General features: G+C 65.9%; 23 protein-coding genes, 1 pseudogene and 1 riboswitch. Of the genes and pseudogenes, 13 read left to right on the forward strand and 11 right to left on the reverse strand.

The window, feature by feature from the left end; genetic code table 11:
- Window positions 1-131 precede the first annotated feature (131 nt).
- The 3 genes from AADZ78_RS22650 to AADZ78_RS22660 all read left to right on the forward strand — a co-directional run bounded on the left by AADZ78_RS22650 (window position 132) and on the right by AADZ78_RS22660 (window position 3,260).
- Complete coding sequence (locus AADZ78_RS22650; RefSeq protein ID WP_139828517.1) at window positions 132-1,805, forward strand: MFS transporter; 1,674 nt, start codon at window positions 132-134, stop codon at window positions 1,803-1,805.
- Window positions 1,802-2,290 (forward strand): DUF2771 domain-containing protein, encoded by a 489-nt coding sequence (locus AADZ78_RS22655; protein ID WP_085249042.1) that lies wholly within the window; start codon window positions 1,802-1,804, stop codon window positions 2,288-2,290. The genes AADZ78_RS22650 and AADZ78_RS22655 overlap by 4 nt, the downstream gene beginning before the upstream one ends.
- Before the next feature lie 103 nt (window positions 2,291-2,393).
- Window positions 2,394-3,260, forward strand: a complete 867-nt coding sequence (locus tag AADZ78_RS22660) for a DUF559 domain-containing protein (RefSeq protein WP_085249052.1) — start codon at window positions 2,394-2,396, stop codon at window positions 3,258-3,260.
- 85 nt (window positions 3,261-3,345) lie between these two features.
- On the opposite strand, the gene AADZ78_RS22665 is transcribed toward AADZ78_RS22660, so the two are convergent.
- Complete coding sequence (locus AADZ78_RS22665) at window positions 3,346-4,350, reverse strand: glutathione S-transferase family protein (RefSeq protein ID WP_085249043.1); 1,005 nt, start codon at window positions 4,348-4,350, stop codon at window positions 3,346-3,348.
- Window positions 4,351-4,377: 27 nt separating this feature from the next.
- The gene (locus AADZ78_RS22670) at window positions 4,378-6,306 is read right to left on the reverse strand and encodes an acyl-CoA dehydrogenase family protein (RefSeq protein ID WP_085249044.1); all 1,929 of its coding nucleotides are present in this window, start codon (window positions 6,304-6,306) and stop codon (window positions 4,378-4,380) included.
- 205 nt (window positions 6,307-6,511) lie between these two features.
- Here AADZ78_RS22670 and AADZ78_RS22675 point away from each other — a divergent pair, with 205 nt between their 5' ends.
- Window positions 6,512-8,365 (forward strand): PE family protein, encoded by a 1,854-nt coding sequence (locus AADZ78_RS22675; protein ID WP_204903321.1) that lies wholly within the window; start codon window positions 6,512-6,514, stop codon window positions 8,363-8,365.
- A 79-nt stretch (window positions 8,366-8,444) separates the two neighbouring features.
- On the opposite strand, the gene AADZ78_RS22680 is transcribed toward AADZ78_RS22675, so the two are convergent.
- The gene (locus tag AADZ78_RS22680) at window positions 8,445-8,852 is read right to left on the reverse strand and encodes a cold-shock protein (protein ID WP_085249057.1); all 408 of its coding nucleotides are present in this window, start codon (window positions 8,850-8,852) and stop codon (window positions 8,445-8,447) included.
- A 162-nt stretch (window positions 8,853-9,014) separates the two neighbouring features.
- On the opposite strand from AADZ78_RS22680, the gene AADZ78_RS22685 reads away from it, so the two are divergent.
- From AADZ78_RS22685 to AADZ78_RS22700, 4 genes are all read left to right on the forward strand, one after another.
- Window positions 9,015-9,425, forward strand: a complete 411-nt coding sequence (locus tag AADZ78_RS22685) for a YccF domain-containing protein (protein ID WP_085249058.1) — start codon at window positions 9,015-9,017, stop codon at window positions 9,423-9,425.
- Window positions 9,422-10,504: a GTP 3',8-cyclase MoaA gene (gene moaA, locus AADZ78_RS22690; protein ID WP_085249059.1), complete on the forward strand. Its 1,083-nt coding sequence runs from the start codon at window positions 9,422-9,424 to the stop codon at window positions 10,502-10,504. The genes AADZ78_RS22685 and moaA overlap by 4 nt, the downstream gene beginning before the upstream one ends.
- Window positions 10,497-10,787 (forward strand): MoaD/ThiS family protein, encoded by a 291-nt coding sequence (locus AADZ78_RS22695; RefSeq protein WP_204080251.1) that lies wholly within the window; start codon window positions 10,497-10,499, stop codon window positions 10,785-10,787. Before moaA ends, AADZ78_RS22695 begins: the two co-directional genes overlap by 8 nt.
- Window positions 10,788-10,998: 211 nt before the next feature.
- Window positions 10,999-11,221, forward strand: a riboswitch (cyclic di-AMP (ydaO/yuaA leader).
- 9 nt (window positions 11,222-11,230) lie between these two features.
- Window positions 11,231-12,376, forward strand: coding sequence for a transglycosylase family protein (locus AADZ78_RS22700; protein ID WP_204903320.1), 1,146 nt, complete (start codon window positions 11,231-11,233; stop codon window positions 12,374-12,376).
- 9 nt (window positions 12,377-12,385) lie between these two features.
- On the opposite strand, the gene AADZ78_RS22705 is transcribed toward AADZ78_RS22700, so the two are convergent.
- From AADZ78_RS22705 to AADZ78_RS22720, 5 genes and pseudogenes are all read right to left on the reverse strand, one after another.
- Window positions 12,386-12,811: a molybdenum cofactor biosynthesis protein MoaE gene (locus AADZ78_RS22705; RefSeq protein WP_085249079.1), complete on the reverse strand. Its 426-nt coding sequence runs from the start codon at window positions 12,809-12,811 to the stop codon at window positions 12,386-12,388.
- 1 nt (window position 12,812) lies between these two features.
- Window positions 12,813-12,912, reverse strand: a pseudogene (locus AADZ78_RS29275) (hypothetical protein); the annotation flags it as partial.
- The gene (locus tag AADZ78_RS22710; protein WP_169726228.1) at window positions 12,909-13,400 is read right to left on the reverse strand and encodes a MogA/MoaB family molybdenum cofactor biosynthesis protein; all 492 of its coding nucleotides are present in this window, start codon (window positions 13,398-13,400) and stop codon (window positions 12,909-12,911) included. The pseudogene AADZ78_RS29275 and the gene AADZ78_RS22710, both read right to left, overlap by 4 nt.
- Window positions 13,397-13,876 carry a cyclic pyranopterin monophosphate synthase MoaC gene (gene moaC / locus AADZ78_RS22715; protein WP_085249063.1) on the reverse strand — a complete coding sequence of 160 codons (480 nt, stop codon included), beginning with the start codon at window positions 13,874-13,876 and terminating at the stop codon, window positions 13,397-13,399. Before moaC ends, AADZ78_RS22710 begins: the two co-directional genes overlap by 4 nt.
- 8 nt (window positions 13,877-13,884) lie before the next feature.
- Window positions 13,885-14,088 carry a hypothetical protein gene (locus AADZ78_RS22720; protein WP_139828519.1) on the reverse strand — a complete coding sequence of 68 codons (204 nt, stop codon included), beginning with the start codon at window positions 14,086-14,088 and terminating at the stop codon, window positions 13,885-13,887.
- A 71-nt stretch (window positions 14,089-14,159) separates the two neighbouring features.
- On the opposite strand from AADZ78_RS22720, the gene AADZ78_RS22725 reads away from it, so the two are divergent.
- Both AADZ78_RS22725 and AADZ78_RS22730 read left to right on the forward strand, forming a co-directional pair.
- Window positions 14,160-16,418 carry a helicase-associated domain-containing protein gene (locus tag AADZ78_RS22725; protein WP_085249064.1) on the forward strand — a complete coding sequence of 753 codons (2,259 nt, stop codon included), beginning with the start codon at window positions 14,160-14,162 and terminating at the stop codon, window positions 16,416-16,418.
- Window positions 16,419-16,426: 8 nt separating this feature from the next.
- Entirely contained in the window at window positions 16,427-18,061 is a 1,635-nt protein-coding gene (locus tag AADZ78_RS22730; RefSeq protein WP_169726229.1) for a DNA repair helicase XPB, read from the forward strand.
- Between the two features lie 71 nt (window positions 18,062-18,132).
- On the opposite strand, the gene AADZ78_RS22735 is transcribed toward AADZ78_RS22730, so the two are convergent.
- Entirely contained in the window at window positions 18,133-19,278 is a 1,146-nt protein-coding gene (locus tag AADZ78_RS22735) for a thiolase family protein (RefSeq protein ID WP_085249066.1), read from the reverse strand.
- 1 nt (window position 19,279) lies between these two features.
- Window positions 19,280-19,711, reverse strand: a complete 432-nt coding sequence (locus tag AADZ78_RS22740) for a Zn-ribbon domain-containing OB-fold protein (RefSeq protein ID WP_085249067.1) — start codon at window positions 19,709-19,711, stop codon at window positions 19,280-19,282.
- 108 nt (window positions 19,712-19,819) lie between these two features.
- Between AADZ78_RS22740 and AADZ78_RS22745 the strand changes: the two genes are divergently transcribed.
- Window positions 19,820-20,113 carry a putative quinol monooxygenase gene (locus AADZ78_RS22745; protein ID WP_085249068.1) on the forward strand — a complete coding sequence of 98 codons (294 nt, stop codon included), beginning with the start codon at window positions 19,820-19,822 and terminating at the stop codon, window positions 20,111-20,113.
- Here the strand turns inward: AADZ78_RS22745 and AADZ78_RS22750 are convergent.
- On the reverse strand, window positions 20,110-21,099 hold the full coding sequence (locus AADZ78_RS22750; protein ID WP_085249069.1) for an LLM class F420-dependent oxidoreductase: 990 nt from the start codon (window positions 21,097-21,099) through the stop codon (window positions 20,110-20,112). The two genes, AADZ78_RS22745 and AADZ78_RS22750, sit on opposite strands and share 4 nt — an antisense overlap.
- Before the next feature lie 158 nt (window positions 21,100-21,257).
- Between AADZ78_RS22750 and AADZ78_RS22755 the strand changes: the two genes are divergently transcribed.
- Window positions 21,258-21,527 (forward strand): metal-sensitive transcriptional regulator, encoded by a 270-nt coding sequence (locus AADZ78_RS22755; protein WP_085249070.1) that lies wholly within the window; start codon window positions 21,258-21,260, stop codon window positions 21,525-21,527.
- Window positions 21,528-22,059: 532 nt separating this feature from the next.
- Window positions 22,060-22,491 (forward strand): MmpS family transport accessory protein, encoded by a 432-nt coding sequence (locus AADZ78_RS22760; RefSeq protein WP_085249071.1) that lies wholly within the window; start codon window positions 22,060-22,062, stop codon window positions 22,489-22,491.
- Window positions 22,492-22,497: the final 6 nt, after the last annotated feature.

The raw sequence follows: 22,497 nt of genomic DNA on the forward strand, positions 1-22,497 counted from the left end.
CCTCCTCTGCAATGCGTATCCAATACTGCCGGAAGACACGGTGGACGGGCCACACCCGGTTGCCAACGCGAGAAGGCGGCATAGGACAGAATTGAATCGTGTCTGGACGGCGGCGTGATCATCCGGGCCGCATGGCCCCACCCCCGGGCCGCCGGACCCGAAGCGGATCGCTCAATGAGCACCCCGGAATGGCCAATTACCCGGCCAACGACTCCGACTTTCGCCGCGCGCGCCGGCCCCCACCGATGCCCAGCGCCAACCGCTACCTGCCGCCGCTGGGCCAGCAGCCGGAACCCGAACGGGGCGGCGCACCCCCACCGCCGCCGCGTGGTGTCAACAACGGGGAACGGATCACCGTCACCCGGGCCGCGGCGATGCGCAGCCGCGAAATGGGTTCCCGCATGTACTGGATGGTTCAGCGCGCCGCCACCGCCGACGGCGCCGACAAGTCCGGACTGACCGCGCTGACGTGGCCGGTGATGGCGAATTTCGCGGTCGACTCCGCAATGGCCGTCGCGCTGGCCAACACGCTGTTCTTCGCGGCGGCCAGTGGGGAGAGCAAGTCCAAGGTCGCTCTCTACCTGCTGATCACCATCGCACCGTTCGCCGTGATCGCGCCGCTTATCGGTCCGGCGCTGGACAAGCTGCAGCACGGCCGGCGGGTCGCGCTGGCACTGTCGTTCGCGCTTCGCACCGCGTTGGCATTGGTGTTGATTATCAACTACGACGGCGCTACCGGCAGCTTCCCGTCGTGGGTGCTCTATCCATGTGCGTTGGCGATGATGGTGTTCTCGAAGTCATTCAGCGTGTTGCGCAGCGCCGTGACGCCGAGGGTGATGCCGCCAACGATCGACTTGGTCCGGGTCAACTCCCGGCTCACCGTGTTTGGTCTGCTCGGCGGCACCATCGCCGGAGGTGCCGTTGCGGCTGGTGTCGAGTTTGCCTGCACACACTTGTTGCAGCTCCCGGGCGCGCTGTTCGTCGTCGTCGCGATCACGATCGTGGGCGCCTTGCTGTCGATGCGTATTCCGCGCTGGGTTGAAGTGACAACCGGTGAGGTTCCGGCCACGTTGAGCTACCACCGGGATAGCGACCCGCTGCGGCGACGGTGGCCGGAGGAACTCAAGGAAGTCAAAAAGGTCGGCGGCAGGCTACGGCAACCGTTGGGCCGCAACATTATTACCTCATTGTGGGGTAACTGCACGATCAAGGTGATGGTTGGCTTTCTGTTCCTCTATCCGGCCTTTGTCGCCAAGGCGCACGACGCCGACGGATGGGTTCAGCTCGCCATGCTGGGGATCATCGGCGCCGCTGCCGCAATCGGAAACTTCGCCGGCAACTTCACCAGCGCACGCCTCAAACTGGGCAGGCCGGCGGTATTGGTGGTGCGCTGCACAGTGGTGGTAACCGTGTTGGCGTTGGCGGCCGCTGTGGCCGGCAACCTGCTGGTTGCCGCGATTGCCACTCTGATTACCTCGGGGTCCAGCGCAATTGCGAAGGCATCGTTGGACGCCTCGTTACAACACGATCTGCCTGAGGAATCGCGGGCATCAGGGTTCGGGCGTTCGGAGTCGACCTTGCAGCTGGCGTGGGTGCTCGGGGGCGCGCTCGGGGTGTTGGTGTACACGGAGTTGTGGGTCGGTTTCACTGCGGTCAGCGCGCTGCTGATCTTGGGCCTAGCGCAAACGATCGTCAGCTTCCGGGGTCACTCATTGATCCCCGGCCTCGGAGGCAATCGCCCCGTGATGGTCGAACAGGAGGGCCGGCGCCTTGGCGCTTCAGCAGCGGGAGCGATGCCTCAGTGAAACGCGGTGTGGCCGTGCTGATCGCGGTCGTGGTAGTACTGCTGTCGATCGGAGCGGGGGTCGGCACATGGCTATTGGTTCGTGAGCCCGGTCCGCAACGACCGGAAATCAGTGCGTATTTGCATGGACACCTGACCCGGGTCGGGCCGTACCTCTACTGCAACGTGCTCAACCTCGATGACTGTCAGACACCCCAAGCACAGGGCGAACTTCCGTTTAGCGAACGTTACCCGGTCCAACTTTCGGTACCGGAGACGATTTCGCGGGCGCCCTGGCGGCTGCTGAAGGTGTACGAAGACCCCACCAACACAACGACCACGCTATTTCGGCCCAACAGCCGCCTGGCGGTGACCATCCCAACCGTCGACCCGCAGCGCGGCCGACTGACCGGGATAGTCGTGCAGTTGCTGACGTTGGTAGTCGACTCCGCGGGTGAACTACGTGACGTGCCGCACGCGGAATGGTCAGTGCGCCTTATCTTTTAAATAAGCTGCCGAGCGTGGAGTTGTTGGGCAATGTGGCCATGTTTTTGCTCAACAAGTCGACGCTCGACCAAGCATGTCGGTACCGGCGGGCACCGTATCGGGCATGGAGACCCTTAACTGGCCATTCCGAGGCACCGACGCGCTAGCAGCGGGAGTCGTCACGCCGCATCGATTGCGGACCGACTTCGACATGGTTCATCGCAATGTGTACATCCCCCGCGGACAAAAGCTCACCGCTGTAACCCGGGCGGTTGCCGCATGGCTGTGGTCGGGGCGAACCGCGACCGTGGCGGGCCTGTCAGCCGCAGCACTTCACCGCACGGCATGGATCGACGACTGGCTGCCGGCCGAACTCAACCGACGAAGTCGCGACAAGACACCCGGCATCATCTTGCACAGCGACGCCCTCGGCGATGACGAAGTCTGCGTGCGCGACGGGATTCGGGTTACCACGCCGGCCCGCACGGCATTCGACCTTGGACGACGAAAGGGATTGACTACAGCGGTGATTCGATTGGACGCCCTGACCCGAGCCACGGAGGTGAAGGTTGCCGACGTCGAACTATTGGCTGACCGCCATCGGGGTGCTCGTGGGTTGGTGCAGTTACGGCAGGCACTGCCACTAGTCGACGGAGGCGCCGAATCACCCTATGAGACGCGAACCCGTCTGGTACTCATCGGCGCCGGCTTGCCACGGCCCCAGACCCAGATCGAGGTGCTCAACGACTGGGGTGGGGTATTGGCCAGGATCGACATGGGTTGGGCGGAATGGAGGGTCGGCGTTGAGTTCGACGGCGCGCAACACTGGACCGATGCCGCACGGCGAACCCGCGACATCGATCGATTGGCCGAACTCGAGGCCCGCGGCTGGATCATCATCCGGGTCAGCGCCGACATGCTCCGGAATCGGCACGACGTCGTCGTCACACGTGTTCGTCGCGCCCTGCTGGCCGCGGGTTGCCCCCACTGACCCACCGAACGTGGAGTTGTTGAGCGCCAACGGGGTGATTTCGCCCAACAACTCGACGCTGGCCGATTATCTCCGCGCCGACAGCTTACGCGCCGTGGGCGGCCGGCACCCGTTCGTCCTCGACCGGCGGCCCGGGCGGGGTACCGTCACCGAACGGCCTGCCGCCCAAGGCCTCCCGTCCATGGGGCGCTAACCAGCCAGCGAGGTCGGGCCCCTTGGGCACAATGCGGGTGGGATTGATATCCGAATGCACCACGTAGTAGTGCTGCTTGATCTGTACGAAGTCGACGGTGTCCCCGAACCCCGGCGTCTGGAATAGGTCGCGGGCGTAAGCCGACAACACTGGCATCTCGCTGAGCTTGGACCGATTGCACTTGAAATGCCCGTGGTACACCGGATCGAAGCGGGCCAGCGTGGTGAACAGCCGCACATCGGCCTCCGTGATGGTGTCGCCCACCAGGTATCGCTGGGTCGCCAGGCGATCGCTCACCCAATCCAACGCGGCGAATAGCCGGTCATACGCCGCTTCATAAGCCTCCTGTGACCCGGCAAAACCGCACCGGTACACCCCATTGTTGATTTCGGTGTAGATCCGTGCGGACACCTCGTCAATCTCGGCCCGCAACCCTTCGGGGTACAGCTGCGGCGCGCCGTCGCGCTGGTATGCGGTCCACTCGGTGGAGAAATCCAGGGTCATCTGCGCGAAATCGTTGGTGACCACCGCGCCGGTTGGGATGTCGACGATCGCCGGGACGGTAATCCCTTTCGGGTAGTCCGGAAAGCGCTTGAAGTAAGCGTCTTGCAGCCGCGGGATCTTGAGCACCGGGTCGACACCCCCCGGGTCAAGGTCGAACGTCCAGCTGCGCTCGTCATGGGTAGGGCCGCAATACCCAATGGAGAGAACATGTTCCAGACCCAGCAACCGCCGCACAATGATCGTGCGGTTGGCCCACGGACACGCACGGGCAACGATAAGCCGATAACGGCCCGGCTCTACCGGATAACCGTCGCGTCCATCGGCGGTGATGCGGGTGCCGATGTAGTTGGTATCGCGGGTGAACTCGCCCGTTCCGGCGACATACGAGGCCATATCTGCCTTACTCTCGGCACAATGCCGTTAAGAACTCAGAAACCGCCGGGCCAGATTTGTCTCGGTGGACGGCCCCGGTTCCCAGTGCGCAATCCACGGTCCGGTGCCCTCTGACTGATCGATAATTCCCTGCTCTAGCCAGGTGTAGCGGCCTTCCAGAACATCGCTTGCCAACCGGCGGTCGATGCCGTCGGTGTTGGTCCACAAGGCGTGGAACAGTGCCTCGACCCGCAGGGTGGCCTGCTGGCAGAACGCCTCGGCCAGTTCGTATGCCTGTTTGCCCTCCGCCGGATCGGCAACTCGCTGCGCCTCGGCGCGCACACATACCGCGGACATGGCGAACAGCTCCGCACCGATATCGACGATGCGCCCAAGGAATCCTTGCTTTTGCTCCAGACCGGCTTGCCAGCGCGCCATCCCGTAGAAGGTGTTGCGGGCCAACTTGCGTGACGAGCGTTCGACAAATCGTAGATGCGTCGCCAGTGCGCCGAACTCACGGTACGACGTGGGTCGCTGGCCTTCCCCAAAAACCAGTTTCGGCAACCACTTTGCATAAAAACCGCTCGCCCCGGCCGCCGCTGCGGCCTTCTGTCGCAGATCGGCTCTGGGGTTCGCAAGGTCACCGGCGGCGGTCAAATGAGCGTCAACTGCTTCCCGCGCGATGAGCAGCCGCATGATTTCGCTGGATCCTTCGAAGATGCGGTTGATCCGCAGGTCCCGCATCGCCTGCTCCACCGGCACTGCGCGCTCCCCACGTGCAGCAAGGGACTCCGCGGTCTCGTAGCCGCGGCCACCGCGGATCTGCAACAGTTCGTCGACGATCACATCGCCCATCTCGCTGCACCACAACTTGGCCAACGCCGCCTCGATCCGGATGTCGTTGCGCCCCTCGTCGGCCATCTGACCGGCCAGTTCGAGCACCGCATCGAGCGCGTACGTGGTGGCGGCTATGAAGGCGAGCTTGCTGGAAATCGCCTCATGTTTGCCGACCGGCTTTCCCCACTGCACTCGCTCCCGGGACCATTCCCGGGCTATCTTCAGCGACCACTTGGAGGACCCGATGACGACCGCCGGTAAGGCCAGCCGTCCGGCGTTGAGTGTGGTCAGCGCGATCTTCAGGCCATCGCCTTCGCGGCCGATCAGGTTTTCGGCGGGGACTCGAACACGGTGCAGCCTGGTCACCCCGTTTTCGATGCCGCGCAGTCCCATGAACTTGTTGCGCCGCTCCACGGTGATCCCGGGTGAATCGGCCTCGACAACGAATGCGCTGATTCCCCCGCGATGCCCCTCGCTCTTGGGCACTCGGGCCATGACGACCAACAGTTCGGCGACCACGCCATTGGTGGTCCACAACTTCACGCCCTCTAGCTCATAAGCCTTCCCGTCATCGACAGGTGTCGCCGTGGAGGCCAGGCGCGCCGGGTCGGAACCCACGTCCGGTTCGGTGAGCAGAAACGCTGAAATGGCGCCGGCGGCACAGCGCGGCAAGAACTTCCGCTTCTGCTCCGGGCTCCCGGCAAGCTTGAGTGGTTCCGGTACCCCGATCGACTGGTGGGCCGACAGCAACGCGCCGAGACTGGGATGAACGGACGAAACCATCATCAGGGCTCGGTTGTACGCAACTTGGGACATGTCCAGGCCGCCGTACTCGGACGGGATTTTTATGCCGAAGCAGCCCAGCTCGGCAAAGCCCTTCACATACTCATCGGGAATCTGGGCGTCACGCTCGATGACGCTGCCATCAATGCTGTCGAGAAATTCCCGCAGCCTGTCGAGAAACTCTGCGATGCGAGCCTCTTCGGCGCTCGACGGTCTGGGGAACGGGTGGATCAAGTCCAACGGAAACCGGCCGAGGAACAGTTCCTTGGCGAAAGATGGTTTATCCCAACCACGTTCGCGGGATTCTTCGGCAAGGGCTCTTGCTTGCTCCTCGGTGACCTGCGCTTGCTGTGCCATCGCCGCCTCCTGACTAACGAATCACATCGAGGGTGGAGTACCCGGTGCCTGCCCGAATGCTACCCGCCGGTAGCGAAGCCATAGTCGCACGCGGGCTAACGGGGTTTCTCTCCACAGATTGGGTGAATCTGATGACGTCCAGTCGTGATAGCGATACCGTTTGTAACTGCCGATCGGTCAATGACGACCTGGTAGGAGGACAGCGATGTCGTACGTGGTGGCGGTCCCGGAGATAGTCGCTGCGGCGGCAACTGATTTGCAGAAGATCGGGTCAGCGTTAAGCGTAGCCAACGCAGCCGCGCTGGCCCCGACTACCAGGGTGCTGGCCGCCGGTACCGACGAGGTGTCGGCGGCCGTGGCGTCGCTGTTTTCCGGGCACGCCCAGGCCTATCAGACGCTCAGCACCCAAGCGGTGGCGTTTCATCAGCGGTTTATGCAGGCCGTAAACGCTGGCGCGAGCGCGTATGCGATCGCCGAGGCCGCTAACGCCTCCCCGCTGCAGCAAGCATTGAACGTCATAAATGCGCCCACGCAGGCACTGCTGGGGCGCCCGCTGATCGGCAACGGCGCAGATGGGGCGGCGGGGACGGGACAGGCCGGCGGGGACGGCGGCTTGCTGTACGGCAACGGCGGCAACGGCGGGTCCGGCGGGATCGGCCAGGCCGGTGGCGCCGGTGGCAGCGCGGGGTTGATCGGCAACGGCGGGGTCGGAGGCGCCGGAGGAGCCGGCGCGATCGGCGGCACCGGTGGCAACGGTGGGTGGTTGTACGGCAATGGTGGGGCCGGCGGGCTCGGAGGGACGGGGGTGGCGGGCATCAACGGCGGCACCGGGGCGTATGGAGGTGCCGGCGGCAACGCGTACCTGTTCGGTTCCGGTGGTGCCGGCGGGCAGGGCGGCACCGGGGCAGCCGGGGCAGACGGCGTCAACCCCAACCCAACGGGTACGGCCGGAACCGGCACGGTGGGCGCCGACAAGACCACCTCAGGTGCCACCGCCGTTGGCGGAAAGGGCGGCCCCGGCGATGCCGGCGACGCCACGACGACCGGCGGCGAGGGCGGGCGCGGCGGGAACGCCACCTCGACCGGTGGCGGTGACGCCATTGGCGGTGAGGGCGGCATCGGGGGCGACGGCGCCTATGGCGGCGCCGGCGGCGCCGGCGGCAATGCCGATTCCACCGGTAACGCCGCCGTAGGAGGTGCCGGTGGGGCGGGCGGCAATGCCGAGGCCGCAGGCGGCGCGGGGGGGACCGGCGGCAAAGGCGGAGAGGCCCACGCGGGCACCAATTCCCCAAGTAACGCTGAGGCCGGTAACGGCGGTGCTGGCGGCAACGGCCAGGACAGCGCCATTTCTGGCGGCACCGGCGGTGCTGGCGGAACCGGCGGTGCCGGTGGCCGTGCCGGGTTACTGGTCGGCGACGGCGGCGTCGGCGGTGCGGGCGGAACTGGTGGTGCCGGCGGTACCGGTGCCCCGGGTGGCGCCGGTGGCGCCGGTGGCGACGGTGGCGGCGGCAACAGCGATAGCCCTAGCCCTCAGCGCACGGCGTTTGGGGGCGATGGCGGTGTAGGCGGTGCCGGCGCCACTGCCCTCGGCACCGGCGGCAACGGTGGTATCGGAGGCCAGGGCGGTGACGGCGGTGCTAGCGGCATGCTCGTCGGCAACGGCGGCGCCGGTGGCGCGGGCGGCACGGCCGGTGCGGGCGGTGCGGGCGGTGCCGGCGGTGCCGGCGGTGCAGGAGGTGCCGGCGGTTCCGGCACCAACAATGGTCCCGGCCAAGGGATTGGCGGCAATGGCAACAACGGCGGCAGCGGCGGCAACGGCGGCGACGGCGGCAACGGCGGCGCCCCCGGTGCACTCGGCGGCAAGGGCGGGTCCCGCGGATTGCTCTTCGGCCAGGTGGGTACCGACGGCGGCGTTGGTGCCGGCGGCGCGGCCGGTGCGGGCGGCGCCGCAGGTGCGGCCGGCGCCGGCGGGACTGCCGGCGACGGGAAAACCACCGATGGCAGCCCCGGCATCGGCGGCACCCAGGGCATCGCCGGCCAGCCCGGCCAACCCGGCTGACCGACCGTGCTCGAGGCGGCCCACAAGGGATAGGCGTTACCGGTGGCCGAGCCGCTGGTGAGCGTCCGTACCCGCACTCCTACGCGTCGAGTTCCCGCGCCACCGCCTTGACCACCTCGGAAACTCGACGGGCCGTTTTACGGTCCGGGTAGCGGCCCTTGCGCAGTTCCGGCTGCACCGCGCTCTCGAGCAACGTGATCATGTCCTCGACCATGCCGTGCAGCTCATCGGGGCTGTGCTTGTGCTCGACGGGCGCCTCACGGCGACTCCTCGAAAGGCTGGGCGGCGGATCAATCAGCTTGAGGCTCAATGCCTGCGGTCCGCGGCGACCGGAAGCGACGCCGAACTCCACGCGCTGCCCCGCTTTGAGCCCGTCGACACCCGCGGGCAATGCCGAGGACCGGACGTAGACGTCCTCGCCGTCCTCTTGCGACAGGAAGCCGAACCCCTTGTCGGAGTCGTACCACTTCACCTTGCCAGTCGGCACTGGTCTCACCTGCTTGTCTAACGAGTCACTTGGGGGCAACAGAAGACGCGCCCCGCCTGCGCAGGGCGCGATGACGATCTCAGATCCTACTCGGGTGGCTCGCCGGCAAGCACCCCCGTTTATCGGTTACTCGGTAGGCTGGCACTACCGCCTGGAGGAGATATGCGCCTAGTCCTGAACGTTGTCTGGCTGGTTTTCGGTGGCCTCTGGTTGGCGCTCGGGTACCTGGTTGCGGCGCTGGTCTGCTTCCTGCTCATCGTCACCATCCCCTTCGGCTTCGCGGCGCTTCGCATCGCGTCATACGCGTTGTGGCCGTTCGGGCGCGCGATTGTCGAAAAGCCGACTGCCGGGACCGGCGCCCTGATCGGCAACATCATCTGGGTGGTGCTGTTCGGCATCTGGCTGGCAATCGGACATTTGCTGAGCGCGGCAGCAATGGCGATCACCATCATCGGCATTCCGCTGGCGCTGGCTAACCTCAAAATGATTCCGGTGTCGCTGGTGCCGCTGGGCAAGCAGATCGTTCCTGTTACTGCCGGCTCGCCGGCCCGATTCGAACGGGTGGCCTCATGACGCTGACCGCGCTGGGCGTACCGACGGTGCGTAGGGCCGGCGACCCCGTCATCTCGAACCAAGCACCACCCTCGGAGGGTCCCTTGCTGGACACCTTCGGACGGATCGCAACGGATCTGCGAGTGTCACTGACCGACCGCTGCAATCTGCGCTGCAGCTACTGCATGCCCGAAGAAGGCCTGGACTGGCTTCCTGGCGAACAACTGCTACGCCTCGACGAACTAGCCAGGCTGATGCGCATCGCCGTCACCCGACTCGGCACGACCAGCGTGAGATTTACCGGCGGTGAACCATTGTTGGCCCGCCACCTCGAAGCGGTGATCGCGGCGGCGGCCTCCCTGAAGCCCCGCCCAGAAATTTCGCTGACCACCAACGGGTTGGGGCTGGCACGGCGGGCAACAACTCTGGCAGCAGCGGGCCTGGACCGAGTCAACGTGTCGCTCGACAGCGTGAACCGCGCCCACTTCGCGGCCATCACCCGTCGGGACCGGCTCCCCGACGTGCTGGCCGGACTGGCTGCAGCCAAGGAAGCAGGGCTGGCGCCCGTCAAGGTGAACGCCGTGCTGGACCCCATCAGCGGCCGCGAAGACGTCGTCGAGCTGTTGCGATTCTGCCTCCAGCACGGTTACCAATTGCGGGTAATCGAGCAGATGCCGCTCGATGCGGGGCATCAGTGGCGTCGCAACGCGGCACTGAGCGCCGACGACGTCCTGGCCGCGCTGCGGCCGCACTTCCGGCTGCGGCCTGACCAGGCGCCGCGCGGCTCCGCGCCGGCCGAACTCTGGCATGTCGACGCGAGCCCAGCCACACCGAGCGGAAAATTCGGGGTCATTGCCTCGGTGTCGCACGCCTTCTGCTCGACGTGCGATCGCACGCGGCTGACTGCCGACGGCCAGATCCGCAGCTGCCTGTTCTCCACCGAGGAGATCGACCTTCGCGGTCTGCTGCGCGGCGGGGCTGACGACGGCCAGATCGAGGCCGCATGGCGCGCCGCGATGTGGCGCAAGCCTGCCGGTCACGGCATCAACGACCCGAATTTCATTCAGCCCGACCGCCCGATGAGCGCCATCGGTGGTTAACCCACAGGCCCAAGTGTCCGACCAATCGGACGGAATTCAAGTGACCGTCCGCTATTTCGCGGCTGCGCGGGCGGCGGCCGGCGTTGAGTCGGAAACGGTGACGCTGCGGCCCGGCACCACCGTGGCCGAGTTGATCAAAGATCTCACCACCCGGAGTGCTCGGCTTGCGACAGTGTTGAGCCGCTGCTCCTACCTTTGCGACGGGATTGCCGTCCGAGATGACGCCACAGCGTTATTCGCCGGCGACACGCTTGATGTACTACCCCCCTTCGCGGGTGGGTAAAGCGCTGTGAAATATCTCACGTAACGAAAAGATAACAACCCGGCCACGCTTCGATTTCGAGTGCTATGAGCTGCGCAAACACCGAGAATCTCGGGCATTTTGTGCAGTGACCGGGTGGCGAACACAACATTTCTGCCCAGTGACGGGACCGGCGTAAGCCGCTACCGTCTCGGGAGGCAAGTCAGCCCAACCCTGAGTGACTTACCTCCCTCCCTATAACGCGCCGAGCTCCATCCGATAGGCAGAGGGATTCCAACCGCGGATGGAGGCGGGGGACCCACCAGGTCCGCCGAGATCGGACCGGGGCCAGCCATGGCCCCTTGGGGTGAAGCCGAAGTCGTTCACCGAAGTACGACGTTGGCCGGGTGACCTCTCTAGTTCGAATCCAACCCGAACCCGACAGCTGACCTCGTAGGCGTGTACAGAGAGGAATTCAAAGAGTTATGAGTGGACGTCACCGTAAGCCCACCACCTCGAGCGTCAGCGTCGCCAAGGTTGCATTTACCGGCGCGGTGCTCGGCGGCGGCAGCATCGGCAGCATGGCCCTCGCCGGCCACGCCAACGCGGCCACTGACTACGAATGGGACGCGGTAGCCCGTTGCGAGTCGGGCGGTAACTGGTCGATCAACACCGGCAACGGCTTCTACGGCGGCGTGCAATTCACCCAAGGCACCTGGGCATCGCATGGCGGCGGCGAGTTCGCCCCGTCTGCCCAGCTGGCCACCAGAGAGCAGCAGATCGCGGTCGCCGAGCGAGTGCTGGCGACCCAGGGTCGCGGCGCCTGGCCGGTGTGCGGTCATGGGCTGTCGGCGGCCACCCCGCGCGAAGTCCCGGCTCCGGCAGCGCTAGACGGGCCGCTGGATGCGCCCGAAGTTAACGGCGAGCCGGCCCCGCTCGCCGACGCGCCGCCGCCCGCGGATCCCGCGCCCGCTGAGCCGGCTCCCGCGGTGGAACTTGCCAGCAACGACGTGCCAGCTCCCGCCGAGCTACCCCCGCCGGCCGACCTGCCGCCAGCTCCCGCCGAGCTACCCCCGCCGGCCGACCTGCCGCCGGCCCCCGCCGACTCGGCGCCACCCGCAGACCTGCCGCCAGCTCCCGCCGAGCTACCGCCGCCCGCAGACCTGCCGCCGGCCCCCGCCGACTTGGCCCCGCCCGCAGACCTGCCGCCAGCTCCCGCCGAGCTACCGCCGCCCGCAGACCTGCCGCCGGCCCCCGCCGACTTGGCCCCTGCCCCCGCCGACTTTGCGCCTCCCGCGCCGCCGGAAGACCTGCCCCCGGCTCCGGCCGACCTGCCACCCGTGCCTCCCGCGGATGTGGTTCCGCCCGCTCCGGTTGACCAGCAGCCTGCTCCGGCCGACCAGCAGCCCGCCCCGGCACCCGCGGTCGTTGATGCCGGAACGCAACTGCCCGACCCAGCCGCACAGCCGGCGGACGTGCCCCCGCCCGGCGATGTCGCCACCGCGCCCGTGGAAATCCACCAGGTCGCCGATGTCGCCTACACCAAGAAGCTGTGGGAGGCGATCCGGGCGCAAGACGTCAGCGGCAACGACGCGCTCGACGCGCTCGCGCAGCCGTACGTCATGAGCTGACGCCGCAGGTCAGGCCGAACCCACCCATTCGTCGGACCCATCGTCGAAAAACTGGTGCTTCCACACCGGCAGTCGCTCCTTGATGGTGTCGACGAGCTGCTCGCAGGTAGCAAAGGCCGCCCGACGATGATCGGCGGCAACCGCCGCCACCAGGGCCGCCTCCCCGATCTGCAGGAGCCCGATGCGGTGGCTGGCCGCCACAGCACGCACCCCGCTAGATTCGGCGGCAACCTCGGCCACCACGTCAGCAAGGACCTGTGCGGCCGACGGGTGCGCGGAATACTCCAGTCGGGACACCCAGCGTCCGCCGTCGTGGTCGCGGATCATTCCGACGAACCCGACAACCGCTCCAGCGGCCTGATGGCTCACCAACTCCTCGTGCTCGGCCAGAGATATCGGCTCCTCGGTCAGCTGTGCGCGCACGACGGACGTCATCAGCGCCACTCTCCCCCGCAAGCGGGTGGTACCCCCACCTCATCGCTGCGGCCCCCGCAAGCGGGAGGTACCCCCACTGCATCGTCGTCGGCGCGCGTCATCGCTGGTGATCTTCCCCGGCAAGCTGGTCGAGCGCATGGTCGAGCACATCGGCAAGCACCGCGAGGCCGTCGCGAACACCGCCGGGTGAACCGGGCAAATTGACGATCAGGGTCCGGCCGGACACGCCGCACACCCCACGGGACAGCACCGATGTCGGCACCTTCGGCAGACCGGAGCGGCGAATCGCGTCGGCCAGCCCCGGGATGATGTAGTCCAGCACCGCCACGGTCTGTTCTGGGGTCGTATCGGTGTGCGAGATGCCAGTGCCACCGGACGTAATGATCACATCGACGCTGTCGTCAAGCGCGTCGTGCAGCGCCTCGCCTACCGGGTTCCCGTCGGCGACTACCCGCGCCTCGACAGACGAAAACCCATGTTGCTCAAGCCATTCAGAAATAATGGGCCCACATTGATCGGTGTACACACCCTCCGAGGCGCGGGTAGAGGCAATGACGATGCGGGCAGATCGGGCACGCTGGGTGGTCACTGCCGCACCCAGCTTCCACCGCGGCCACCTTCTTTGCGGAGCACCCGAATGTCGTCGATGTGCGCGGCTGGGTCGACCGCTTTGATCATGTCGTACAAGGTCAGGGCGGCCACGCTGACTGCGGTGAGCGCTTCCATCTCGACCCCCGTTCGATCGGTGCTTCGCACCGTCGCGGTGATCTCGATATCCGACTCGCCGACGGTGAAATCGACGTCGATCCCGGTGAGCGCGAGCTGATGGCAGAGCGGAATCAGGTCGCTGGTGCGTTTGGCCGCCAAAATGCCCGCCACCCGTGCGGTAGCCAGGGCATCGCCTTTGGGAAGGCCGCCGGTCGAGATCAACGCCACCACCTGCCCCGTGGTACGCAAGGCGCCCGCGGCAACCGCGGTGCGCCTGGTGGCTCCCTTCTCCGAGACGTCGACCATGTGCGCCGCTCCCTGCTCGTCCAGGTGCGACAACGCGTCTGACCTGGCCATCCCGGCGCCTACCGGTTAACGACCGTCACCGGGTGGACGTAGGGCAAGTCGTCGGCGGAGACCGGAAACACCATTTCACCAAAGGGTGATAAGGCACCCGTGCGGTCGGTCACCAGTTCGCTCACCGCATGGTCGTCCGGGTCGGTGGTCGGCCAACCGTTGTCCACATACTTGTTGTTCTTGCGCGCCTTGCCTTCAGCGATGTCAGCCACGGGAACCATTCTGACAGGTCGCCCACCCACCCGCGGCGCAAGGCCGTCGGTCGGGCCTACGCTGATCAGCAATGACCGAACACACGCCGGACATCCCACTGGGATCCTGGCTGGCCGATTTGCCCGATGAACGGCTGATCCTGCTGCTGGAGCTGCGACCAGACCTTGCGCAGCCGCCACCCGGCAGTATCTCCGCGCTCGCCGCGCGCGCACAGGCCCGCCAGTCGGTCAAGGCCGCGACCGACGAGCTCGACTTTCTGCGGTTGGGTGTGCTCGACGCCTCGCTGGTGCTGCACGCAGATAGCGAGCCGGTGCCAGTCGCCAAGCTGCTGGCATTGATAGGTGATAACGCGCCCCAGTCTGACGTGATCGCGGCGCTGGATGACCTGAAGCTACGCGCCCTGGTTTGGGGCGAAACCGCGGTCCGGGTGCCCGCCGACACGGCCACGGCGTTGCCGTGGCATGCGGGCCAGGTCACGCTCGAAGAGCGTTCGCACACTCGGGACGAGATCGCCGCCGCGATCGACGAGCTGGACCAACCGCAGCGCGACGTGCTGCAGAAGTTGCTCGAAGGATCCCCGATGGGACGCACCCGAGACGCGGCACCCGGCGCGCCGGCGGACCGGCCCGTGCCGCGGCTGCTGGCGACGGGCCTGCTGCGACGCGTCGATGCCGAAACCGTGATCTTGCCCCGCCTCGTCGGGCAGGTGCTGCGTGGTGAACACCCCGGGCCGATGCAGCTGACAGCGCCCGACCCGGTGGTGTCCACCACCACACCCGACGACGTGGATGCCTCGGCGGCCGGCGCGGTCATCGACCTGCTACGCGAGGTCGACGTCCTGCTCGAAAACCTCGGCGCCGTACCGGTAGCCGAACTACGCAGTGGCGGACTGGGCGTTCGCGAAATCAAGCGCCTGTCCAAGGTGACCGGAATCGACGAGCCCCGGCTGGGCCTGATCCTCGAACTCGCCGCGGCGGCCGGACTGATCGCCAGCGGCATGCCGGATCCCGAACCACTCTATGGAGAAGGGCCGTACTGGGCGCCGACGGCGACCGCCGACCGGTTCATCTCGATAGCCACCGCCGACCGCTGGTACCTATTGGCCACCACCTGGCTGGATCTACCGGGCCGACCGGCGTTGATCGGCAGCCGCGGTCCGGACGCCAAACCATATGGCGCCCTGTCGGATTCGCTGTTTTCAACCGCAGCCCCGCTGGATCGTAGGCTGCTACTGGACACGCTTGCCGAGCTGCCCGCCGGTGCCGGTGTCGACGCGGACTCGGCGTCGGCGGCGTTGATCTGGCGACGGCCACGCTGGGCCCGGCGGCTGCAGCCGGGACCAGTAGCGGATCTGCTGACCGAAAGTCACATGCTGGGTCTGGTGGGTCGCGGGGCGATCAGCAGGCCCGGCCGAGTACTGCTGGCCGAGAACGCCGATCCCGGCGCCGTGGTCGATGCGATGACGCGGGCATTGCCCAAACCGATCGACCACTTTTTGGTCCAGGCCGACCTGACCGTCGTGGTGCCCGGGCCGCTGCATCGCGACCTCGCCGAGGACTTGGCCACGGTTGCCACCGTCGAATCGGCGGGCGCGGCGATGGTGTACCGGGTCAGCGAACAGTCGATCAGGCACGCACTTGACATTGGCAAGACCCGCGACTGGATGCAATCCTTCTTCGCCGGCCATTCCAAAACTCCGGTGCCGCAAGGGCTTACGTATCTTATCGACGATGCCGCACGCCGGCACGGGCAACTTCGGATCGGTATGGCCGCGTCGTTCGTGCGGTGCGAGGATCCGGCCCTGCTCGCGCAAGCGGTCGCAGCCCCTGCCGCCGAAGGGCTTGCACTGCGTACCTTGGCGCCGACGGTGGCCGTCTCCCCCGCGCCGATATCCGAAGTGCTCGCCGCGTTGCGCACCGCGGGCTTGGCTCCGGCTGCCGAGGACTCCACCGGCGCCATCGTCGATGTCCGGCCCCGCGGGGCGCGGGTGCCCGCCCCGCAGCAGCGCCGCCCCTACCGCCCGCCGGCGCGTCCAAGCAGTGAGACGCTCAACGCGGTCGTCGCGGTGCTGCGCAAGGTGACCGCCGCGCCGTTCGGCAATATCCGCGTCGATCCTGCCGTTGCGATGTCGCTGTTGCAGCGCGCGGCGCGGGATCGGACCACCGTATTGATCGGCTACCTCGACGCCGCCGGCGTTGCCACGCAGCGGGTTGTCTCGCCAATCACCATCCGCGGTGGTCAGCTGATGGCCTTCGATTCGGCGTCCGGGCGGCTGCGCGAGTTCGCGATCCACCGCATCACCTCGGTGGTACCAGCGGACGAAAGATAATGGAATCTGTGAACCACGGGCCGTTGATCGTGCAGTCCGACAAGACGGTACTGCTGGAAGTAGAACATGAACTAGCCGGCGCGGCACGCGCCGCCATCGCGCCGTTCGCCGAGCTGGAACGCGCACCCGAACACGTGCACACCTACCGGATCACGCCGCTGGCGCTGTGGAACGCCCGCGCCGCCGGCCACGACGCCGAACAGGTCGTCGATGCGCTGGTCAGTTTCTCCCGCTACGCGGTCCCTCAGCCGCTGCTGGTCGACATCGTCGACACCATGGCGCGCTACGGCCGGCTCCAATTGGTCAAGAACCCCGCGCACGGCCTGACGCTGGTAAGCCTGGATCGCGCCGTGCTCGAAGAAGTGTTGCGCAACAAGAAGATCACCCCGATGCTGGGCGCCCGCATCGACGACGACACCGTCATCGTGCACCCCAGCGAGCGTGGCCGGGTCAAGCAGCTGCTACTCAAGATCGGTTGGCCCGCTGAGGATCTCGCCGGTTATGTGGACGGCGAGGCGCATCCGATCGGCCTGCAGCAGGACGGTTGGCAGCTCCGCGACTATCAGCAGATGGCCGCCGACTCGTTCTGGGCTGGCGGGTCCGGTGTGGTGGTACTGCCGTGCGGCGCGGGCAAGACGCTGGTCGGTGCGGCGGCCATGGCCAAGGCCAGTGCGACCACGCTGATTCTGGTCACCAACATCGTGGCCGCCCGGCAATGGAAACGCGAGCTGGTCGCACGGACCTCGCTCACCGAGGACGAGATCGGTGAATATTCCGGCGAACGCAAGGAGATTCGGCCCGTCACTATCTCGACGTACCAGATGATCACCCGCCGCACCAAGGGCGAGTATCGGCATCTGGAGCTCTTCGACAGCCGCGACTGGGGGCTGATCATCTACGACGAGGTGCATCTGCTGCCAGCACCGGTGTTCCGGATGACCGCCGACCTGCAATCCAAGCGACGCCTGGGCCTGACCGCCACGTTGATCCGCGAGGACGGTCGCGAGGGCGACGTGTTCTCCCTCATTGGCCCCAAGCGCTATGACGCGCCGTGGAAAGACATTGAGGCTCAAGGCTGGATCGCGCCGGCGGAGTGTGTCGAAGTCCGGGTGACGATGACCGACAACGAACGGATGATGTATGCCACCGCCGAGCCCGAAGAACGCTACCGGCTCTGCTCGACCGTGCACACGAAAATCGCTGTCGTCAAGTCGATTCTGGAGAAACATCCCGGCGAGCAGACCCTGGTGATCGGTGCCTACCTGGATCAGCTGGATGAGCTCGGCGCTGAGTTGAACGCTCCGGTTATCCAGGGCGGCACCAAAACCGCTGACCGCGAAGCATTGTTCGACGCCTTCCGTCGTGGTGAGATCTCCACGCTGGTGGTCTCCAAGGTCGCGAACTTCTCCATCGACTTGCCGGAAGCCGCTGTGGCGGTGCAGGTTTCGGGAACGTTCGGCTCACGCCAGGAGGAAGCCCAGCGGTTGGGGCGACTGCTGCGGCCTAAGTCCGACGGCGGCGGTGCCATGTTCTACTCGGTGGTGGCCCGCGACAGCTTGGACGCCGAGTACGCCGCGCACCGCCAGCGGTTCTTGGCCGAGCAGGGATACGGCTACATCATCAAGGACGCCGACGCGGTTTAGTTTGCGCGAGCAGACGCTAAAGCCCCCGAAACAACGCTGTTTCGGGGGCTTTAGCGTCTGCTCGCGCCACCCTAGAGCGACAGGATGGTCGCCGACGCGGTGCCCGGCGCGCCGTACACCTGGGCCAGGCCGACGCGCGGGTTGCCCGGTACCTGACGCTCGCCCGACTCGCCGCGCAGCTGTCGCACCAACTCGTGCACCTGCCGCAGCCCTGAGGCGCCGATCGGCTCTCCATTGGCGATGAGTCCGCCGTCGGTGTTGATCGGCAGCTCACCGCCAATCTCGGTGGCGCCGTCGGCCACCAACTTCTCTTGCTCGCCGTCGGCGCATAAACCAGTCTCGGCCATGTGGATGACCTCGGCGCCGGCGTCGGTGTCCTGTAACTGGGCCAGGTCGATGTCTTCGGGTCCCATTCCGGCGGCCTCGTAGGCCGCCCTGGCCGCGTAGACCGTCGGCGAGGAGTCCTCGTCCAAGGGAGCCGACGTGGCGTGCACCTCGTAGGCACCATAGCGGCGGGTGCGAATCTCGCAGGCTCGCACGTACACCGGCTTATCGGTGAACCGGTGCGCCAAGGAGGCGCGGCACATAACAACCGCGGCCGCACCTTCGTCGGGCGCGCAGAACATGTATTGCGTCAGTGGGTAGTTGAGCACCATCGAGTTCAGGATCTCTTCTTCGGGAATCGCTTTGCGACGGAATGCGTTCGGGTTCAGTGCACCGTTGCGGTAGTTCTTGGCGGCGACCTTGGCCAGCGTGGCCTGGGAGATGTTGTGGTCGTGGATGTATTTGTTGGCCTTCATGCCGAAGAACTTGGTGGTGACGAATTGCCCGTTCTGGGCATACCACTGCGGCAGCGCCAATTTCGCGGGGTCGTCGGTGAATGCGCCGCGCGGATGCTTGTCCAGGCCTACGGCGATGCCGATGTCGTACTTGCCCAATCGGATGGTGTCGGCGGTCTGCGCAATGGCGCTGGCCGCGGTGGCGCAGGCGTTGAACACGTCGGTGAACGGAATACCGGTCAGACCCACCAGCCTGGTTACCGCGTCCGGGTTGGACACCTCGTAGCTGCCGCCAAAGCCGAACTGGATGTCCTTCCACTGAACATTGGCGTCCGTCAGCGCGGACTGAATGGCCTCGGCGCCCATCTGCATCGCGGTCTTTTCGAACCGGCCGAACGGATGCAGGCCCACGCCGACGATCGCGACGTCGTTAGTCATCTCAGGCTCCTACGGGTGTGAACGCGAACGTAAGGACCTCTTCGCCTTCCTCGTTTACGGTGAGCGGAACCATGGTGAGCTCGACCTCCTGGCCGAATTTCAGCTTGGCCGGGTCGCTTTCGGTCAGCCTGCCCTCGACCCGGATCACAGCGTCTTGTCCTAAGCCCAGCTGCACCAGGCCCATGCCGAACGGCACAAAATCCTTGCCGGTCGGACCGGCATACGGAGGTCCGGGCGGGAAACCCTGCGTGGTCCACGTCACGACGGTGCCGCGGCGCGGCAACAGCACCTCACTCATCTCTCCGACGCTGCAGCGCGGACATCGTTGCTGCACCGGGAAGGTGGTGGCGCCACAGCTGTCACAGCGACTGCCGATCAGCTGCGGGTTCGGGTCAGGCCAGGTCGAGATGTCGGGGGCGAGTGCCTTCTGCATCGAAGGATCCTCCGTCGTCGGGCAAGAGAATGCTGCACCTCAAACCGTACAACACCGTTCCGGAAAAGTGGAAATCCCGTTCTCTACGCCCGTGGCAGCATGGCGCCCATGCCGATCACCGTGATCCTCGAACTCAAGTTCAAACCCGAAGCGGTCGCAGCCGGACGCGAGCTCATGGCCCGCGCGCTGCAGGATACCCGGGCGTTTGACGGGAACCTCCGCACCGACGTGCTTGTCGATGAAGACGACGAAACGCACTGGCTTATCTACGAACTCTGGGAGACGGTCGAGCACGACGAGGCCTACCGCAGATTTCGCGCCGGCGCAGGTCGACTGACGGAGCTGCCGCCATTGCTGGCCGCCGCCCCTGTCAAATCGCGCTACGTCACGACCGATATCTAGCTCAACGCAGGTATCACTTCGCGTTCAAACAGCTCGATGCCGGAACGGTCATAGGCGGCTTCAGGGAAGTAGCAGATCGCGTACTCACAACCCAAGTCACGGATCTTCGCCATCCGCTCGATCACCTGTTCCGGCGTGCCCGTCGCCGAATCCGGGCCGCTGCCACCGGCGATCATCGCGTCCGCGACGGCCTCCGGGACGTAGCCGACCATCCGGTCGCGGACCCGTTGCAGCCGGTCTTTGACATCGGCGTCCGAAGTCCCAATCAGGGCAGTGAAGTTGGCGGATCGTACGATGGCCTCAAAGTCGGTGCCCAGCTTGCGGCAGTGCTCTGCCAGCACCTCCGACTTGTGGGCGAACGCCGTTGGCTCCGGCGTGAAATTGGTGTACTGCGCGTACTGGGCGGCAATACGCAGCGTCACCTTTTCGCCACCGCCGGCGATCCACAGCGGAATGCCGTTGTCTTGCAACGGCTTCGGAGCCACAATAGCGCCATCGACCTGGTAGTGCTTACCGTCGAAGGTGACCTTGCCGTCGCGCCAGGCGTCGCGCAAGATCTGGACGCCTTCATCCAGCCTGCCCAGCCGCACCCCCGCCGACGGAAACCCGTAGCCGTAAGCCCGCCACTCGTGTTCGTACCAGCCGCCGCCGATACCCATCTGGATGCGACCACCAGAGATGATGTCGGCGGTGGCGGCCACCTTGGCCAGGTAGACCGGATTGCGGTAGCTCATCGCCGTGCACATCTGGCCGAGCTTGACCCGCGATGTGGTCGCCGCATATGCGGCCATCAGTGACCACGCCTCATGCGTGGCTTCGCCCGTGGGCATCGGAACGGTGTGGAAGTGGTCGTAAACCCACAGTGAGTCCCAGGCACTGCCGTCGGCGTAGGTGGCCAGTTCGCGCATCACCGCCCAGTGGTTCTCGGGTTCGATGCCGACAAGATCCATTCGCCAGCCTTGCGGGATGAAGAGACCGAAGCGCATGTCTAGGCACTCTAGTGTGGCGACGATGGAGCCGGAATGGCCTGCTGTCAGGACACCCGAGTCGCGCAGTGGCGCGGGGCGAAGCCCGGTCATAGATCCAAGCCTTCCCGGATACCCCCCGGGATATACTGCGAAGAACAACACGAAGGGGACCCACGATGGTTGGTGACGAGGACAGCATTGCAGCCGTACTGAACCGACTGCGGCGCGCGCAGGGCCAACTTGCCGGTGTGATCTCGATGATCGAGCAGGGCCGAGACTGCAAGGACGTCGTCACACAACTCGCGGCGGTTTCGCGCGCGCTGGATCGCGCCGGATTCAAAATCGTTGCCACCGGCCTGCGCGAATGCGCCACGGGTAAAGGCGCAAAGGGAGCGCGGCCGATGACCGAGTCGGAGCTGGAGAAACTCTTCCTCGCACTTGCCTGACAGCAAGATCTAAGCCACCACCGGTCGAGTTACCGAGTGGGAAGGCAACGGCCCGCAAAGCCGGACATACGGGTTCGAATCGGGCGATAGTCGCAGCTAAGCGCTTGCCCGGTCAGCTCGAGAAGCGCGTCGCCGCGGCTTCGCGCTTTCTGTTTGCCAGTCCCATAGTTCAGTAGTACGTGGGTCATGCCGCAGTAACGAACTTCAATTCACTACGTATGCCGTACGGGGTAGGGTATCTTGGGCGAAACCCTCGGTCAGCGGTGACGGACCAAAAGAGGAGCTGGGCAATGATCGCAACTGGAGTCCGGAGCGCGTTTCGTGAAACCTACCCGACGTCCCTCACGAACTATGAGCCCCCGCACAGGCCGTCGACGCGAACCCATGCTGGTTCAGGCACGCCCGCGTGTCCAAGCGAAATAGCAAGCCGGCGTGCCAAAAGCCATGTTGTTGAGGGCCGAACGACCCTATCGCGCCCAGCTGCTGGCGCATGAAACTACACCGACAAGAACGAGGCACGAGGGAAACTTCAATGTCCACTTTCCTCAAGCGGGCTTGGTTGCCGTTGATCGTGGTGGTGGCGGTAGGCGTCGGTGCGATAGCCGTCGATCGCCTGCGCGGCGTTTTCGGCTCCGACGAAACCTTGTCGTCGACCGGCGGCAGCGCTGACACCATAGCGGCCTTCAATCCTAAGCGGGTGACCTACGAGGTTTTCGGGCCCAGCGGCGCGGCAGGAAGCGTGAGCTATCTGAACAAGAATGCCGAGCCCGAGCAAGCCGACTTCACCAGCCTGCCTTGGACTTACACCTTCACTACGACGATTCCGGCGGTGCTCGCCAATGTGGTAGCACAGGGGAACAGTGACACCATCGGGTGTCGCATCATCGTGAACGGCGATATCCGCGACGAGCAATCCTCCAACGGACATCACGCCCAGACCTTCTGCTTGGTGAAGGCCGCATGAACGTCA

The sequence above is a fragment of the Mycobacterium riyadhense genome, from assembly GCF_963853645.1.
Lineage (GTDB): Bacteria > Actinomycetota > Actinomycetes > Mycobacteriales > Mycobacteriaceae > Mycobacterium > Mycobacterium riyadhense.

Coding starts and splice junctions, on each gene's coding strand:
- AADZ78_RS22735 (WP_085249066.1), bottom strand. CDS start 19,278: ATGACTAACGACGTCGCGATCGTCGGCGTGGGCCTGCATCCGTTCGGC.
- AADZ78_RS22725 (WP_085249064.1), top strand. CDS start 14,160: ATGACCGAACACACGCCGGACATCCCACTGGGATCCTGGCTGGCCGAT.
- AADZ78_RS22660 (WP_085249052.1), top strand. CDS start 2,394: ATGGAGACCCTTAACTGGCCATTCCGAGGCACCGACGCGCTAGCAGCG.
- AADZ78_RS22755 (WP_085249070.1), top strand. CDS start 21,258: ATGGTTGGTGACGAGGACAGCATTGCAGCCGTACTGAACCGACTGCGG.
- AADZ78_RS22665 (WP_085249043.1), bottom strand. CDS start 4,350: ATGGCCTCGTATGTCGCCGGAACGGGCGAGTTCACCCGCGATACCAAC.
- moaA (WP_085249059.1), top strand. CDS start 9,422: ATGACGCTGACCGCGCTGGGCGTACCGACGGTGCGTAGGGCCGGCGAC.
- AADZ78_RS22670 (WP_085249044.1), bottom strand. CDS start 6,306: ATGGCACAGCAAGCGCAGGTCACCGAGGAGCAAGCAAGAGCCCTTGCC.
- AADZ78_RS22700 (WP_204903320.1), top strand. CDS start 11,231: ATGAGTGGACGTCACCGTAAGCCCACCACCTCGAGCGTCAGCGTCGCC.
- AADZ78_RS22705 (WP_085249079.1), bottom strand. CDS start 12,811: ATGACGTCCGTCGTGCGCGCACAGCTGACCGAGGAGCCGATATCTCTG.
- moaC (WP_085249063.1), bottom strand. CDS start 13,876: ATGGCCAGGTCAGACGCGTTGTCGCACCTGGACGAGCAGGGAGCGGCG.
- AADZ78_RS22685 (WP_085249058.1), top strand. CDS start 9,015: ATGCGCCTAGTCCTGAACGTTGTCTGGCTGGTTTTCGGTGGCCTCTGG.
- AADZ78_RS22675 (WP_204903321.1), top strand. CDS start 6,512: ATGTCGTACGTGGTGGCGGTCCCGGAGATAGTCGCTGCGGCGGCAACT.
- AADZ78_RS22745 (WP_085249068.1), top strand. CDS start 19,820: ATGCCGATCACCGTGATCCTCGAACTCAAGTTCAAACCCGAAGCGGTC.
- AADZ78_RS22750 (WP_085249069.1), bottom strand. CDS start 21,099: ATGCGCTTCGGTCTCTTCATCCCGCAAGGCTGGCGAATGGATCTTGTC.
- AADZ78_RS22760 (WP_085249071.1), top strand. CDS start 22,060: ATGTCCACTTTCCTCAAGCGGGCTTGGTTGCCGTTGATCGTGGTGGTG.
- AADZ78_RS22650 (WP_139828517.1), top strand. CDS start 132: ATGGCCCCACCCCCGGGCCGCCGGACCCGAAGCGGATCGCTCAATGAG.
- AADZ78_RS22740 (WP_085249067.1), bottom strand. CDS start 19,711: ATGCAGAAGGCACTCGCCCCCGACATCTCGACCTGGCCTGACCCGAAC.